The organism is Amycolatopsis sp. NPDC005232, assembly GCF_040607795.1.
Taxonomy (GTDB): Bacteria; Actinomycetota; Actinomycetes; order Mycobacteriales; family Pseudonocardiaceae; genus Amycolatopsis.
The window spans coordinates 12,649-28,263 of the sequence record NZ_JBEXHL010000043.1 but is presented as its reverse complement, the minus strand read 5'-3'; the positions used below and the strand labels follow the sequence as shown (position 1 = coordinate 28,263).

Genomic DNA, 15,615 nt, shown 5'->3' with positions numbered 1-15,615 from the left:
TCCGCTGTGAAGAACCCGGGCACCGGCGGACGCCGGAGCATCGGCAGGACGAGCGTCCGACCCCCAGCCGTTTCGTACAGCCTGCTCACGTCCCGCAGCCGGTGGGCTACGCACATTGCATCTGCCCATTCCGGTGATTGGCTCTCCAAAGCGTACGGATCACTACGCATGATCGCCACCCATTCCGCGCGGGGGGCCGGGCTGATCATTCTCACTAAACTGTCCTCGGCCGGTCCGTCAACCCGCCCGCCCGACAGATTTTTCACACGTTGCCAATACATGACACGGCCCCCTTCGCTCCTCACCCACAGCCTTTGAGACGGATGACGCACCTGGTAATTCGTCCGATTCGAGGCAAGGGTTACACAAGATCGTTGAATTTTTCGCCCACAAATTTACCCGAAATCGATACTTCCGCTGTAACAGCCGGAACCGGATGAGCGAATTCCGGGTGATGAGGGATTCTGTGAATACACGTGGCGAACACCAACCTGGGGGCGCTTCGATGAGGCATTCGCACGACGGGAAACCGATCTTCGACGGTGATCTGCTCGTCGTGGCCGACCTGCTCTCCGACTTGACCGAGATCTCGCACCGGCTGATCGATCGCGTGGCCGCACAGGACATCCTCGACACCTACCTGCTCGCGGCCGCCGCGGTGCAGATCGTGGAGGACCACCTCCAGCGGGACACCTTCGCCCTGCATCGCGCAGCCGCGTACCTTCGCGACCGGGATGCGACTACGGTTCTTCCCGATCTGCTGGGAAGAGTCGCTGCGGCCGGCGAGATCGCGAGATCATCACGGGCCGGTGAGCGGCAGACCATCCGCTGGCGCGACGCCGCGGCGACGTTGCGCGACGCGGCCGCTCTGCAGGTGGTCGCCGACGCACCGGAGGGCGAATTCGATTCGTGGGCTACCGCAGCTGTCCGCCTGCGCGCCTCACTCGGCTCGCTAGACCGCCACCTCACCAGCGCGATCCTCCGGATCCCGTCGTGTTTCCGGAGTTTCGATCAGGAGCCGGCCGATATGGTCACGCTCGCGACGCGATTGCGACTGCGGTACCCAGACCGCGAACGGCCTGTCGTGGTCCTGGGGGTGCGCACTTCAGGCAATTACCTCGCACCGCTGGTCGCCGCCGCATTGCGCGACGCCGGCTACGGTGAGGTACACGCCGAATCGGCGCGGCCGGGCCACCGGCTACCGCCGCGGTTGCGCGCCCTGGTGCAGTCGGTCGCCGAACGCGGAGGCAGGATCGCCGTGGTCGACGATCCGCCCGAGACCGGACAGTCCATCGCCGACGTGACGTCTGCCGTCCGTCGGGCCGGAGTCGCCGAAAGCGCTCTCACGGTGCTGCTCCCGCTGTTCGCTGACACCCCACCGGCCACTTTGGCCGGCTATGACTCCGTCACGTTGCCCTATCGCGACTGGGCGATCCACGACCGGCTCGAGACCGAAGCCGTGGTGCGGTCGCTGTCCGCGCTCCTGGGCCGGCCGGTTCGTTCGGTCAGCCGAGTGCCGCACATCGGCGTGTCCTTTGGGCGGGAGCATGCCCGCGCGGTGTTCGACGTCGGCTTGCCTGACGGCGAATACCGGCGCATTGTGGCCGCCGGGGCCGGGCTGGGTTTCTTCGGGAGGCATTCGCTCGCCGTCGCACACGCGGTGTCCCAGCACCTGCCGCACACGTACGGCTTCTTCGACGGCATCGTGTTCCGTGACTGGTTGCCGACCGAGCACAGGCTGCGAAACGCGGACGCCGCCGACGCGGAACGGCTGGCCGGCTATGTCCGCGACCGAGCGGCCGCCATGCCCGCCGGAGCCGATCACGCCGCCGGGCTGGCCGGCCGGCAACCGGTGTGGGAGGCGGCGAGCCGGGTGGTCGAGCGCAACTACGGCCGCGCCGGCGTGGTGCTTCGGCCCGTCCTGATCGATCCTCTGATCCGCCGCCTGTGCGAGGTGGCCGAGCCCTCCGTGGTGGACGGCGCGACAGGTCTCGGCCACTGGTTCCGCGGCCCCGCGGGGCTGTACAAAGTGGACGCGGATGTCCGCGACTTCGCCAACACCGACCTGGCCTGCTATGACCCGGTGTATGACCTGGCCGGAATTGACCCGGGCAGCGCGGACCCTGCGTTCGCGAAGTCCCTCCGCCTGGCAATGCCGTGCGACCCCGAACGGTTCCTCCTTTATGAACTCGTGCACCTGTGGGACCGTGAGCGCCAGGGCCGCCCCGTTCACCGCGCCGGCGCGAGAGCCGTACAGCACTACCTGCGGGAGGTGCTGCTCAACGGAGTGCAGGCCGCTTCGGACGGCGCGGTGTGCGCTCTCGACGTGGACGGGGTGCTCGAATCGGACGCACTCGGGTTTCCCATGGCCACTCCGACCGCCGCGCTCAGCCTGCGCGCGTTGCTCGCCCACGGCTTCCGGCCGGTCCTGGTCACCGGCCGCTGTTTGGACGAGGTCCGCGAGCGGTGCACATCCTACGGACTGGCGGGTGGTGTCGCCGAGTACGGATCCGTCGTCTTCCACGACGGCGCGGCGTACGACCTCGTTCCCTCACAGGGAGCTGACGCACTCGACCGGGTACGGGATGCCCTGGCGACCCGGAGTGACGTGGTCGTGGACCAGGACTACCAGCGCATCGTCCGCGCCTACCGGCGTGACTCCGGCACGGTTCGGCGTGCCCTGCCCGCCGAGGTGGTTGACCGCGTGCTGGAGCAGGTGGGAGACGCCACCACACAACTCCGCACGATCGTGGGCGACGGCCAGACCGATTTCGTCGCCGCCGCGGTGGACAAAGGCACTGGCCTGGGCGCTCTCACGGCCCGGCTCGGGGTCGACGCGGCGTCGTGGGCGATCGGGGACACCGCGGCGGACCTGCCGATGTTGCGGACGGCGAGAGTCGCCTACGCACCCGGCAACGCAGACGCGCGAGTGCACGGGTCCCAGGTACCGGTGTTGCGCCGTCGGTACGCCGCAGGTGTCGCGCAGGCCGTGACGCTGTTGATCGGCCATCGCCCGGGCACCTGCGGGGCGTGCCGGCCGCCGGCCCACACCGCGCGCACGCGCACGTTGCTGACTCTGCTCGACGCGTCCAACGCGGGCGCGCGAGGCCTGCCCGCGGCGGTTGCCCGGTGCCTGTCAAGGGCGGCGGTGAGTACGCGATGACGACTGCCGTGCGAGGACAGCCCGAGCGAGCGATACCCCCAGGCGGGGCGTTTCCCCGGCGCTCCTTGTACGGCCACGGCTACGCACTGGTCCTGAGTTCTGCCCTGACGTCCGGAATCGGCCTGGTGTTCTGGATCGTGGCCGCGCACGGCTACGACCAGGCTGTACTCGGCCGCAATTCCGCGCTGGTGTTCGCGATCATGTTCCTTGCCGGGGTCGCGCAGCTGAACCTGATGAACGTGCTCATCCGGTTCGTCCCGGTGGCCGGGCCTCAGGCGCGCCGGTTGGTGGCGGTGGCGTACCTGGTCGGCGGCGGGCTGGCGGGTCTGGCCGGTCTGGTGTTCGCGCTCGGCGTCCGCTGGTGGTCGCCGGATCTTGCCGGCCTCCTACACAGTCCCGTCGCGATCGCCGGGTGCGCGGGTGCCTGCGCGATATGGGCGCTCTTCGTGATGCAGGACGGCGTGCTGACCGCCGTCGGCCGGGCGAGGGTGGTCCCTGTCGAGAACCTGGTTTTCTCCGTGGTGAAGCTCGGATTGCTGGCCGCTCTCGCGGCAGCCTTGCCCCTCGGCGGAATCACCGTTTCATGGATGGCCGCCGCCGCGGTGGCAGTACTCGCAACCACCGGATACCTGTTCCTGCACGCGCTGCCCGCGCACGAGGCCATGGCAACCGCCGGAGAACGGATTTCGCTCCGGGCGCTTGCCGGATACCTGGGCGGTGACTTCTTCGGTGCGACGTGCTGGCTCGCCTGCACCCAACTGTTGCCGGTGCTGGTGCTCGGCGTGCTCGGCGCCCGGCCGACCGCGACCTTCGCCGTGGCGTGGACGATCGCCTACACGCTCTACCTGGTCCCCGCGGCGATGGGGCAGTCGCTGGTAGCGCACATGGCACTCGACCCCGAGCACGCGGCCGCCGCCCGGGCGGGAGTCGAGCGACGGTCGCTGATCGTGCTCCTGCCGTCGGTCGTCGCGCTCGTCCTGGCCGCGCCCTGGGTGCTGCGGCTGCTGGGCCCCGGCTATGCCGATGCCGGCCGTTGGGTGCTGCCGCTGATGGCAGCATCGGCGTTGCCCAACGTCATCGTCGCCGCCGCGGTGAGCCACGCCCGAACTCTCCGGCGAACTGGCGTGGTGGCCACGCTCCTCGGGAGCCTTTCGGTTCTCGTGGTGAGCCTGGCACTGGTCCTGATGCCGGTCTTCGACATCGCCGGGGTCGGGCTGGCCCTGCTGGCCGGGCAAACCGTCCTCGCGTGCGTGATCCTGTGGCTGCGGGCCGACTGGGCGCCGCGCCCCATCGTCGGCCCGCTTGCGGGCGTGCGCAGCTGGGGCCTCCTGCGCCGGATCGCCCCGACCGCGCTCAGGTCCCGGTCTTGGCGGCTCCAGCACCGGTTGCGCGGGCGGTCGGACTCCGCGATCGCGACGGTGGGTCCCGGTGACCGCTACGCCGGTCTGCTGAAGGTTGCCGACACCGAGGAGGGACGAGAAGCGCTCCTGCACGAGGTGGGCGCACTCCTCCACCTGCGAGAAGATCCCCGGCTGGACGGCTGGCGGCACCTGGTGCCGGCCGTATACGACGTGGGGAACGCCCTGGGCGCCTCCTACAGCCTGCAAGAACTGCTCCCCGGTGCGGACGCGCGCGCCCGCATGGCCGATCCGGTAGGACAGGCCCGGTTCACCACCGCGGCGCTCACCGCCATCGGCGGACTGCACCGGCGCACGGCGGGACTGACCCGAGTCGACGGCTGCCTGCTCCGACGGCACGTCACCGATCCGGCGGCGCTGGTGCGGGCGGAGGTTCCGCCACGGGCCGGAACCGTGGTCGATCGGCTCGTGGAGGAGCTCTCAGCGGGATTGCAGGACCGGCGACTGCCCGTGGGATGGGTCCACGGAGATTTCAGCGCCGACAACGTGCTCGTCGATGCCGATGACCGGGTCACCGGCATCGTCGACTGGGGGCAGGCGACCAGCGGCGGGCTCGTCGCCGTCGACGTGGCCAGCCTCGTGCTGGCCACCGACATGGCGGTGACCGGGCACGAACTCGGCGCCGTGGTCACCACGTGGCTCGCGCCCGGCTCAGCGCCCGCGCTCGCAGACGTGCTGAGCGACCGGAGCACGCTGGGCGGCGATCCGGTACCCCTTCGCACGCTCGTACTGTTGGGGTGGCTGCACATGGTCTCGGCCAATCTCGCGAAGTCCTCCCGCTACGGCGCGAACCCAATCTGGTTGCGCCGCAACCTCGTCGCGGTTCTGCGCACGCTTTCCCGGGAAATCCCGTGAGCGGCGATTCCGCGTTCGGCACCTCGGCGAGCCGGCGAGCCGGCCGCAATTCCGAGCAGACCATGGTCCGCGACGGCACGTCGCTGGTCGTGGGCGCCGTGCTGACCTCACTCGTCGGTGTCGCGGCCTGGGTCGTGGCCGCCCGCCTGCTGCCCCAGGAGCAGGTCGGGCACGCCTCCGCGTTCGTCTCCGGGTTCCTTCTGGTGGCCGGACTCGGCGACCTGGGGCTGGGTGCTGCCCTGATGCGCTGGGTTCCCCGCGCAGGCGTCCGCCGCACCGGGCTCATCGTCCGCTGCTACGGCCTGGTGCTTGCCGGTTCCGTGCTTGCGGCGTGCACCGTGCTCCTGCTGCCCACCGGCGACGAGATCACCGAGAGCCTTCCCCGGTTCAGCACTGCCGCGTTCCTGTTCGCCGCCGTGGCCTGGGCGCTGTTCCAGTTCCAGGACGCCGTCCTGGTCTCGCTGGGCCGGGCCCGCTGGGTGCCCTACGAGAACGCGACAATCGGACTCGCCCGCGTCGGCATCCTGGCGCTCGCCGGGCCCGCGTTCGGCGCGACCGGCATCCTGCTGTCGTGGATCGCTCCGGCCGTCGCGGGGGTGGCGGTGATCTCCGTCGTGCTCTACCGGGTGCTCACCCGTGACCCGGAACCCACACTGGCGCAGCGCACGCCGGTCCTCCCGGACCGGCGCGAGGTGGTGCGGCTGCTCGCGCCGACGTACCCGGCGAAGGTGACCGGGGGCTTTCTGACCGACCTCGTGCCGTTGTTAGTGATCGGGCGGTTCGGCCCCGAGACGGGAGCGGTCTTCTTCCTGGTGTGGATGGCCGGGAACACAGTGGACTACGCCGCGATCAGCTTTTCCCAGTCGATCATCGTGCGGATTGCGCACGAACCCCACCGCACCCGGGAACTTTTCGGAATCGGATGCCGCAAGCTCGCGATCGTCTTCGTCCCGGCGCTGCTGCTAGCGGTCGCAATCGCGCACCCACTGCTGTCTGTGTTCGGGCAGGACTACGCCGATGAGGGCGCCTGGTTGCTGCGCTTGGTCATGCTCGGCTGCCTGCCACGGCTCGTCATCACGCTGGTGGTCGCGGCGGGTATCGCCCACGGGCGCGGGCCGATGGTCGCCGCGTTGGAAGCCGGCAGCGCGCTCGGGGTGATCGGCGTGGTGGCGGTGGTTCCCGTGACACACCTGAATCTGGTCGGCGCGGGCTTTCTCATCGTGCAATGCCTGGTCGCTGTCGCCGCCCTCGGCGTGCTGTGGCGATGGCGGAATCAAGCCGCCCGATCGAAAGAGGCACTCGGGTGAAGGCCTGGAGCCGAGTGCTGGCGGTGGGACTGTTCCTCGCAGCGACGTTCGGGGCCGCCGCGTGTGCGCCGTCCACACCGGACGGTCCGCCAATGCTGACACCGACCGACGCACCCGACGCCAGCACCAGGGTGAACACTGCCGTGCCGCGGCCCAGCCACGTGGTCGTGGTGATCTTGGAGAACCACGGGACCGAACAGGTGTCGGGCAACAGCCAAGCCCCGTACCTCAACGAGCTCGCCGCCGCCGGCGCCCGCTTCACCAACGCCACCGCCATCACCCATCCGAGTCAGCCGAACTACCTGGCGCTGTTCTCCGGCGACCTGCAGGGCGTCACCGACGACTCCTGCCCGCACACGTTCAGTGGTCCGAACTTGGCCCGGCAGCTGATCGACGCCGGTTATGACTTCGGGGCGTTCTCCGAAGATCTTCCCGGTCCCGGCTACCCCGGCTGCCGGTTCGGCGGCTACGTGCGCTGGCACGCGCCCTGGGTGGACTTCATCACGGTCCCCGCCGTGGTGAACCGGCCTTTCACCGCGTTCGGCCCGAACTACACCCTGCTGCCGACCTTGTCCTTCGTGATCCCCAACATGTGCCACAACATGCACGACTGCGACACCGCCACCGGTGATTCCTGGCTGCGGGCCCACCTGAGCGGCTACGCAAGTTGGGCCGCCACACACAACAGCCTGCTCGTGGTGACATTCGACGAAGCTGAAGACGCCTCGACCACGAACGGAATACCGCTGAGCCTGACCGGCCCCATGATCCGGCCAGGCGTCTACACAGAGCGGGTGAACCATTACCGATTGCTGCGAACACTCGAAGCCATGTACGGCCTGCCGGCACTGGGACACGCCGCGGACGCGAAACCGATCACCGATGTCTGGCATGCCTGATCAGGGGAACGGGCGCGGCGACCCCCGCGACCGTCCTCGGAGGAACCGGAAACCGGCGGTCCCCGAAGGCGGTGGCACTCTCGCCGCGGCACGCAGGCGCGCCCTTGCTCTCGCCGGGCCACTGACCCGTCCCATCGGGTCGCTCATCGCCGTCCGCACGCGGGCACCGGAAGTCGTCCTGACTTTCGACGACGGGCCTGAGCCCGGGGGTACAGACCGCGTGCTCTCGGCATTGTCGGACCACGCCGCCACGGCCACGTTCTTCGTGCTCGTCGACCGGGCCCGACGGAATCGCACGCTAGTGCAGGAAATTCTTGCGGGCGGGCACGAGATCGGCTTGCACGGAATGGACCACCGAAGGCTCTCGCAGCTACCGCCCGCCGCCGTACGCACACTGCTCGCCTCCGGCACGGCACAGCTGGAGGACCTCCTGGGCGCGCCGGTCCGTTGGTTCCGACCTCCCTACGGTGCGCAGACCCCGGCGGTGTGGCGCGCAGCGCGCCGTCAGGGACTCACGTCCGTCTTCTGGGGCCCCTGCGCCTGGGACTGGCTCGACCGGCCGCCCGAACTACTTGCTGCGCAGGCCCTGCGCGGACTCGGACGCGGTGCGGTATTGCTGGCCCACGACGGCCACGCGGGGCCGGAAGACGGTGCGGACGACGGTCCGCGGCCCGGGTTCGACCGCGGCGACCTCGTGCGGCGCGTGCTGGCCGGCCTCGACGAACGAGGGCTGCGAGGACGATCGCTGTCCGACGCCCTGACCACGGGCGAAGCCCGGACCGTACCGTGGTTCCTCCGGTGAACCGCGGCCGAATCGCCGACGCGGTCGCGGTTGTGCTCGCCGCGGCGCTGGCCGGCTGTTCTCCCGCTTCGAGCAACGCAGTCCCAGCGCCGGTGCCCGTTGTGGGCGTCACCCACACCCAGGACAGCGCGGACGACTACCCAGCGGCGCAAGTGGTCGCCGCGACCACGACCCTCGCCCGGCACCCGATGTTGCAGAACCAGTACCTAATGGGGTGGGGTGTGGACAACCCGGAACCCGCGCCGGGCGTGTTCGACTGGTCCTCCTTGGACCAGCGAATGGACCTGATCGGACAAACCCGCGGCGTACCTGTACTCACCCTCGCCGGCGCCCCGGATTGGATGAAGGGCGGTTCGGTCGGCACCACAGACTGGAGCCGCCTGAACACCGCACCCACCCGTGCGCACTACCGGGACTTCGCAGCACTTGCCGCGGCTACGGCGGCGCGCTACCCGCAGGTGCGGTACTTCCAGGTGTGGAGCGAGCTGAAAGGCCTGTACAACGAAGCCGCGAACCGATGGGACTACGAGGGGTACACAGAGCTGTACAACGCGGTGTACGACGCCGTGAAAAGGGTACGCCCGGATGCTCTGGTCGGCGGCCCGTACGTGGTTCTCGACACCTGGTCAGCAGCGGGAACTCCGGCGCCCTCGGCTCTGTCCGGCCCGTGGGGCGTGGTCGACCAACGTGCGCTCGACGTGATCGACTACTGGAACACGCACAAGCACGGCGCCGATTTCCTCGTCGTGGACGGGTCAAGCGGCACCCGGGACGCAGGCCTGACCACCGACGCGTTCCGCGCGACCGCAATGTTCGGCGCAGTCAGCAGCTGGCTTCGAGCCCGCGTCGGACTTCCAGTGTGGTGGTCGGAGTTCTATCCCACACAACCCGGCGGACAAGCCTGGTCGGCGGAAAGCCCGGCTCCGGCCGCATTGACCGTGGCCGCGGTGGCCCAGGCGCTGCGCGGCGGGGCCGCCCGGCTGCTGCTGTGGCAGCCACAGGCCTCTACCGACGTGCCCAGCGCTGCATTGTGGACGACGCCCACCGCAAGCACCGACGCCGAGCCGCTGCCCCTTGCCGTGCCCTGGGCCTGGCTCGCGGCCAATATCAACGCCCGGACCACGATCTCGTATTCACCGACCGGCACGATTCTGGAGATCACTGCGGAACGGGAAGTGCTCACGATCAACCTCACCCCCGCCGAATTGATCCCACCGAACCAAAGCGCACCCCTACCGGCTTATGGAATTCGAATCACTCCCCGCCACTGATCACCCACAGCCAGCACATGAAGCTGAAAAACCGCCGCACATCCGGGTTACGAACTGATAAACTTGAACCCTTGCCAATTCGGTCATTCACACCCAGTTCCCCCACGCACTCCGTCGTCTCGACAACGTTGAGCGAGTGCACGCCCGGTTGAAATCCAGAATTATTCACCAAAATTGTCGACCTGACCAGTACCACCCTACCTGATCGCCGCCGGATCGTGATCCTTGCACGAGCCGTGCCAAGCTTCCAGTAAATCGCCACCCGACGCCGGCCGACTTTCTTTTTCAACGTAACAGTCACCTATCAGCGCACGACGACCTTGATATCAACTTAAATCTGGGTGACTTGCAGAAGAACTCAATGGATCAGCGCCGCATGAATCAGGGAGAGGGTGCGCTCGATGAGACGGTGCGCGAATCCGAAGATCAGTATTGTGATTCCCGCGCGCAACGAGGCACGCAACCTCGAGGTGATCCTTCCGGAACTGCCCGAAGTCGACGAGGTCGTGCTGGTGGACGGGCATTCGGTGGACCAGACCGTCGAGGTTGCGCACAAAGTGCTGCCGTCGATTGTGACTCTGACACAGACCCGGCGCGGCAAGGGAAACGCACTGGCGTGTGGTTTCGAGGCCGCCGGTGGGGACATCGTCGTGATGTTCGACGCCGACGGATCAGCCGACCCAGCAGAGATCCCTGCCTTCGTGGAGACCCTGGTGCGAGGAGCCGACTTCGCGAAAGGATCCCGGTTCCGCCGGCACGGCGGCAGCGACGACATCACCGCGTTGCGCCGGGCCGGCAACGCCACGCTGAACAAGTTGGCCAACGTCCTGTACCGCACTAGCTTCACCGATCTTTGCTACGGCTACAACGCGTTCTGGCGAGACATCGTGCCTCAGCTCAGGTTGCCACCCACCCTCGCGACGGCTCCTGCCGCGGGAGGCTTTTGGGGCGACGGGTTCGAGATCGAGACCGTGCTGAGCTGCCGGGTGGTCGCCGCGGGGCTGGAGGTCGCCGAGGTACCGAGCTTCGAACGACCCCGCATCTACGGCGAGACGAATCTGCGCACGTTCGCCGACGGCGCCCGGATCCTGCGCACCATCGTCGCGGAACGTCGGCGCTACCGGGCTCGCATGAAACCAGACCCGTCCGAGACCGGCGACATCGCCGCACAGGAGATCGCGTGATGGTGCTTGAGGCGGAAGACTGCGAGCGAGCGCCGGCGACCTCGGTCGTCGTGTGTGCGTACACGACCGCACGGTGGCACACGATCCGCGCGGCGCTCGCGTCCGCCGCCGAACAGGCCCCGGCTCCGCTGGAGGTGCTTCTGGTTGTAGACCACAACCCGGAGCTGGCATGTCGCGCCCGCGCCGAACTGCCCGGGATCGCGATCCTCGACAACGAAGGGCCTCGCGGCCTATCCGGCGCCCGGAACACCGGGATCTCACACAGCATCGGTGACGTCATCGCCTTCCTCGACGACGACGCCGCGGCCCTGCCCGGCTGGCTGGCGCATCTACTCGCGCCCTACGCGGATCCCGACGTTGTCGCCGTGGGCGGTGCGGCTCGGCCACACTGGCCGTCAGGGTCCGGCCGTCCCGGCTGGCTTCCCTCCGGCGGGGTGCTGGACTGGGTGGTCGGATGCACCTACGCGGGCTTGCCCACCGCACTCGCCGAGGTGCGCAACGTCATGGGTTGCAACATGTCCTTTCGCCGCACGGTGTTCGACGAGGTCGGCGGTTTCTCCACTCGGGTGGGCCGCGTCGGAGAGCTCCCTCTCGGGTGTGAGGAGACCGAGTTGTGCATCCGGGCCCGACGACGGCTGCCCCGGGCGCGCATCCTGTTCGAGCCGCGTGCGGTCGTGGCCCACCAGGTCAGCGCGGACCGGCTGAGCTGGTCTTACCTGCGTCGCCGCAGCTGGTCTGAAGGGGTGTCCAAAGCGGTCGTGAGCCGGTTGGCCGGTACCGGCAGCGCGGTCGCCACGGAACGCCGCTACGTCGCCAGCGTGCTCCCGGCCGCTGTGGGACGCGAGCTGGTCCAGGCCGCACGGGAAAGACCGGCAAACTCGGGCAAAGCGATCATCGGGATCGCCACGGCGGTGCTGGCCGCGGCCGGGGGCTTCCTGCGCGAGTCGGCGCCGCGACGAAGCGGGCCGGGGACTGCCGCCGTAGAGCCCGCGCCCGCGACGGCGGTCACCGAACTCGACGTCCGCCGCGGGGCGACGGCACTGCCTGTTCCGGCCAACCCCGAGGTTGTCTATCGCGACGCGCAGGTGCTCGTGCGTGACGGGCGCTGGACATTGGACCTGCTCCGGTTGCCCGTCACCGGGCCGCGTGTGGACTTCAGCGGCCTTCGCCTCGCCACTCCCCCGGCACGGCCCGAACCGGACTCGTGGACCCCGCGGGTGAGCGTCGTGGTACCGACGGCCGACCGTGCCGACGCGGTCCGGCGGTGCGTTAAATCGTTGCTGGCGACCGACTATCCGGACCTGGAACTGCTCATGGTGGACAACCGGCCGCAAGCGGCCGAAGCTGCCGCGCTGGTCGAACTCGCGTCCGAGGACCCACGGACTCGCTACCTCGCCGAACCCGAGCCCGGCGTCAGCCGGGCCCGCAACGCCGGCCTGGCCGCGGCGAGTGGGCAGCTGGTCGCCTTCGTCGACGACGACATCGAAGTCGACCGGTGGTGGCTCGCCAACCTCGTGGCCGAACTCGCCGACGAGGCCGTCGACTGCGCGACCAGCCTGGTACTGCCTACCTCCCTGGACACTCCGGCTCAGCGGACGTTCGAGCAGCTGAAGGGGTTCGGGCAAGGCATGCGCCGCCAGGTGTTCAGTCCCGAACTCGCCGGCGACGATTCGCTGTACCCGTTCGCCCCAGGCCGGTTCGGTCCGGGCGGCTGCGCGCTGTGGCGCCGTTCCACCCTGACCGGCCTCGGCGGGTTCGACCCACTGCTCGGCCCGGGAACCCCCACCCGCGCGGGCGAGGATCTCGAACTGTTCCTGCGGCTTGCTCGCGCCGGTGGCTCCATTGTGTACACACCGCACGCGGTGGCCTGGCACGAGCACAGCGCAGAATGGGCGCAGCTGCGCGAGCGCCTGCACGCCTACAGCGTCGGGTTGTCGGCGATGTTCGTCCGGCACCTGCTGCAACGGCCGAAGGACCTCCTGATGGTCGCCGCGGTGGTACCGAACCGCGCGGGCCGGATCCTCCGGACCCGATCGTCGCCGCAGGACAGCGGCTCGACCGGACCGGGCGCCCGGCTGCTGCTGGACCAGCTCACCGGCCTGGTCTCGGGTCCGGTAGCGCTCGCACGCAGCACCTGGCGCGTGAGGTCCAGGTGGTCGCGATGCGGCTGAACGAGCGGCGAGCCGTGGCCGCCCTCCTGCTTGGCCTGACCGTCACCGTGCTGCTGCTGGCTGCCTGGGAGGTGACCAGCGCAGTGCGGCTCTACCTGGACACCGCGTTCGTGCTCCTCGCACCAGGGTGGGCAGTGGTCGTCCACCTGCGACTGGCCACCCGTGCCCTGGAATGGATGACCGCGATCGCGATCGGCATCTCGGGGACGTTGCTGCTCGCGCAGGTCATGGTCTCGGCCCACTGGTGGCATCCGACGGCGGGGTTCGTGGCGGTCGCCGTAGTCACGTTGTTCGCGCTGCTCTGGCAGCTCATCGCACCCCGTACCGCCGGGACGGTGCCGTGACGAGAATCGCCGCCGCACTTCCCCGGTTCCGGCTGTCCAGAAGCGAACTCGAAGCACCGCCGCAGGTCTCCAACGCGGGCCTCCCCGATTGGCAGTGGCGCGACGCACTGAGTCCTCTGCTCGCCCTTCTCGCTGCGCTGCTGTGGTTGCTGGGACTGCACCCGGTGCCGCCCGCACAGCTCGGTGGTCTTGGCCTGATCACCGCGCTGTCGCCGGTGTTGCTGGCGTCCTACCCTGTGCTCCTCTCCGCGGTGGTGCTCGAACTGGTCCGGCGCCGTTCGCGTCCGCGCCTGCTGGCATGTTTCACCACGCTGGGCGTGGTGCTGGTCTACGGCCTGCAGCCGGCGAGCGAGCAGACGGCCCGCCTGACGGTGTCCTGGCTGCACACCGGGTTCGCGCGCTACATCGCCGAGAACGGGCACGCACTGCAGGGCTATGACGCGCGGTTCTCGTGGCCGGGCTTCTTCTCGTTGATCGCGTTCCTCACCAAGGCCAGCGGCCAGCCGGACGCGTCCCCTCTCCTGCAGTGGGCTCCGACGGTCCTCGCGGGGGCCGCGGTACTGGGGATGCGCGCGCTCGCGGCCGCGGTCTTCGGCAACGGGCGCGCGGGGTGGCTCGCGACCTGGGTCTTCCTACTGGCCCAGTGGACCGAGCAGGACTACTTGTCGCCCCAGGCCAGCAGCTACCTCATCATGCTCGCCGCACTCGCGCTGACCGTCCGATACCTGGTGCGCCCCGGCCTGGCCCACCCCGCGAGGTCCAGGCGGGGTGAGCGCCTGCCACCGGCGAACTTGCCGCGCGAGCGCATGGTCGCGCACGGACTGATCCTGATCTTCGCCCTGGCACTCGCACCCACTCATCAGCTGACCCCTTTCGTGCTGGCGGGGCTGCTCCTCGTGATGGTGCTGACCCGGCGATTGTGGCCGGGCTGGCTACCGTGGCTGGTGCTGGTACCCGCGCTGGTGTGGTTCTCCCTCGGCGCCAAGGACTTCTGGCAGGGCCAACTGCACATGGTGATCGGCGACTTCGGACAGGTGGGCACCTCCGTGGACCAGGGCATCACCGGCCGGTTCACCGGCGATGCCGAACGCACGGCCATCCTGCTCGTGCGTGTCGGGCTGACCGGTGCGGTCGGCGCATTGGCACTGGGCGGCTGGTGGGCGCGGCGCTGCCGGGGTCTGGGCTCGCTCCCGCTGGTCTTGCTCGCTGCCGCTCCGCTCGCGATGGTTGTACTCCAGTCCTACGGGGGCGAGGTTTTCGTCCGCTGCTACCTGTTCGCGCTGCCGTTTGCCGCGTTACTCGCCGCGGCTGGTCTCGAGGCAGTGCTCGGCGCGCGAGCCGCCCCGGGAGCACTGGCCGCGACGACAAGGGTGGAACGCCGGTTCCCCCCAGCGCGGCCAGTCGTCGTCGGGCTCGTCTTGACGTTGCTGGGCCTGGCGACGATCACCGCCCGAGGGGGCGGCGACGCCTACCTCAGCTACAGCCGCAGCGACGTCGCCGCGGTGGCGGACGCCTACCGGCTGGCCAAGCCCGGTCAAACGATCAGTGGTCTCAGCGCCGACGCCACACCGCTGGGCTTCGACAAGATCGGAGTGGTGTCGCAGACCTCGATCGAGGACACCTGCCCACAGTACTTCCGGGTCGCCACCTGCGTTCAGGAAGCGGCGCCGGACTACCTCGTGGTGACCCCCTCGCAGGACAACTACGGGCAGATCAATTACGGGCTCCCGGCCGGCTGGACCGACCGGCTCGTCGCGGACCTCGTTCGCCCTGGGATGTACCACGTGGTGTTCAACGAAGGCGGGAGCCGTCTCCTGGTCCGAGCAGGAGAAGCGGCGCGATGAACGACAAAATTCTGGTGATCCTCACCCTTGCGTTAGCAGTCGCGTTCGGTGCCATCGTCTTCGCACGCATGGTGCTGGCGGAGCGCGCCGCGGGAGAGCGCGGCGAACCACACGAACGAACACCGATCGTGCGCTGGCTCGACCGGGCCGCCGTGACGGTCGCCATGCTCGTCATTGCCGCGGTCCTGTTCCGCGTCGTGAACACAGTGCTCTGAACGTGTGAGCTATGCTTGCGATCAACCCGGGCTACCTGGAGGGTCGCCATCAGTTTTCCCGCACCTGGGCGCGACCAGTGCCGCTGCGGCCACGATCGCGAAGCGCACACCCACCATCGTGGCGGGACCGAATGTGCGCTGT

Annotated in this window: 11 protein-coding genes; all 11 read left to right on the top strand. The window is 69.1% G+C overall.

Translation table 11 applies throughout. From position 1 onward, the window contains the following. Window positions 1-505 precede the first annotated feature (505 nt). Entirely contained in the window at window positions 506-3,163 is a 2,658-nt protein-coding gene (locus ABZU76_RS44985) for an HAD hydrolase family protein (protein ID WP_354882562.1), read from the top strand. Beyond that, the gene (locus ABZU76_RS44980) at window positions 3,160-5,436 is read left to right on the top strand and encodes an aminoglycoside phosphotransferase family protein (RefSeq protein WP_354882559.1); all 2,277 of its coding nucleotides are present in this window, start codon (window positions 3,160-3,162) and stop codon (window positions 5,434-5,436) included. Before ABZU76_RS44985 ends, ABZU76_RS44980 begins: the two co-directional genes overlap by 4 nt. Next, entirely contained in the window at window positions 5,433-6,743 is a 1,311-nt protein-coding gene (locus ABZU76_RS44975) for a hypothetical protein (RefSeq protein WP_354882556.1), read from the top strand. The genes ABZU76_RS44980 and ABZU76_RS44975 overlap by 4 nt, the downstream gene beginning before the upstream one ends. Before the next feature lie 92 nt (window positions 6,744-6,835). Continuing rightward, complete coding sequence (locus tag ABZU76_RS44970; RefSeq protein WP_354882553.1) at window positions 6,836-7,642, top strand: alkaline phosphatase family protein; 807 nt, start codon at window positions 6,836-6,838, stop codon at window positions 7,640-7,642. Beyond that, complete coding sequence (locus tag ABZU76_RS44965) at window positions 7,626-8,444, top strand: polysaccharide deacetylase family protein (protein WP_354882550.1); 819 nt, start codon at window positions 7,626-7,628, stop codon at window positions 8,442-8,444. Before ABZU76_RS44970 ends, ABZU76_RS44965 begins: the two co-directional genes overlap by 17 nt. Next, window positions 8,441-9,715, top strand: coding sequence for a hypothetical protein (locus tag ABZU76_RS44960; RefSeq protein ID WP_354882548.1), 1,275 nt, complete (start codon window positions 8,441-8,443; stop codon window positions 9,713-9,715). Before ABZU76_RS44965 ends, ABZU76_RS44960 begins: the two co-directional genes overlap by 4 nt. Window positions 9,716-10,116: 401 nt before the next feature. Beyond that, window positions 10,117-10,899 carry a glycosyltransferase family 2 protein gene (locus tag ABZU76_RS44955; protein ID WP_354882545.1) on the top strand — a complete coding sequence of 261 codons (783 nt, stop codon included), beginning with the start codon at window positions 10,117-10,119 and terminating at the stop codon, window positions 10,897-10,899. Continuing rightward, window positions 10,899-13,070: a glycosyltransferase gene (locus ABZU76_RS44950; RefSeq protein ID WP_354882689.1), complete on the top strand. Its 2,172-nt coding sequence runs from the start codon at window positions 10,899-10,901 to the stop codon at window positions 13,068-13,070. The genes ABZU76_RS44955 and ABZU76_RS44950 overlap by 1 nt, the downstream gene beginning before the upstream one ends. Further along, on the top strand, window positions 13,061-13,414 hold the full coding sequence (locus ABZU76_RS44945) for a hypothetical protein (RefSeq protein ID WP_354882543.1): 354 nt from the start codon (window positions 13,061-13,063) through the stop codon (window positions 13,412-13,414). Before ABZU76_RS44950 ends, ABZU76_RS44945 begins: the two co-directional genes overlap by 10 nt. Beyond that, window positions 13,411-15,258, top strand: coding sequence for a hypothetical protein (locus ABZU76_RS44940; RefSeq protein WP_354882540.1), 1,848 nt, complete (start codon window positions 13,411-13,413; stop codon window positions 15,256-15,258). The genes ABZU76_RS44945 and ABZU76_RS44940 overlap by 4 nt, the downstream gene beginning before the upstream one ends. Next, complete coding sequence (locus ABZU76_RS44935) at window positions 15,255-15,473, top strand: hypothetical protein (RefSeq protein ID WP_354882537.1); 219 nt, start codon at window positions 15,255-15,257, stop codon at window positions 15,471-15,473. The genes ABZU76_RS44940 and ABZU76_RS44935 overlap by 4 nt, the downstream gene beginning before the upstream one ends. Window positions 15,474-15,615 lie beyond the last annotated feature (142 nt).

Bases quoted from the DNA above. Each gene is read 5' to 3' on its own strand.
- ABZU76_RS44985 (WP_354882562.1), top strand. From the start codon at position 506: ATGAGGCATTCGCACGACGGGAAACCGATCTTCGACGGTGATCTGCTC.
- ABZU76_RS44980 (WP_354882559.1), top strand. From the start codon at position 3,160: ATGACGACTGCCGTGCGAGGACAGCCCGAGCGAGCGATACCCCCAGGC.
- ABZU76_RS44970 (WP_354882553.1), top strand. From the start codon at position 6,836: ATGCTGACACCGACCGACGCACCCGACGCCAGCACCAGGGTGAACACT.
- ABZU76_RS44965 (WP_354882550.1), top strand. From the start codon at position 7,626: ATGTCTGGCATGCCTGATCAGGGGAACGGGCGCGGCGACCCCCGCGAC.
- ABZU76_RS44955 (WP_354882545.1), top strand. From the start codon at position 10,117: ATGAGACGGTGCGCGAATCCGAAGATCAGTATTGTGATTCCCGCGCGC.
- ABZU76_RS44950 (WP_354882689.1), top strand. From the start codon at position 10,899: ATGGTGCTTGAGGCGGAAGACTGCGAGCGAGCGCCGGCGACCTCGGTC.
- ABZU76_RS44945 (WP_354882543.1), top strand. From the start codon at position 13,061: ATGCGGCTGAACGAGCGGCGAGCCGTGGCCGCCCTCCTGCTTGGCCTG.
- ABZU76_RS44935 (WP_354882537.1), top strand. From the start codon at position 15,255: ATGAACGACAAAATTCTGGTGATCCTCACCCTTGCGTTAGCAGTCGCG.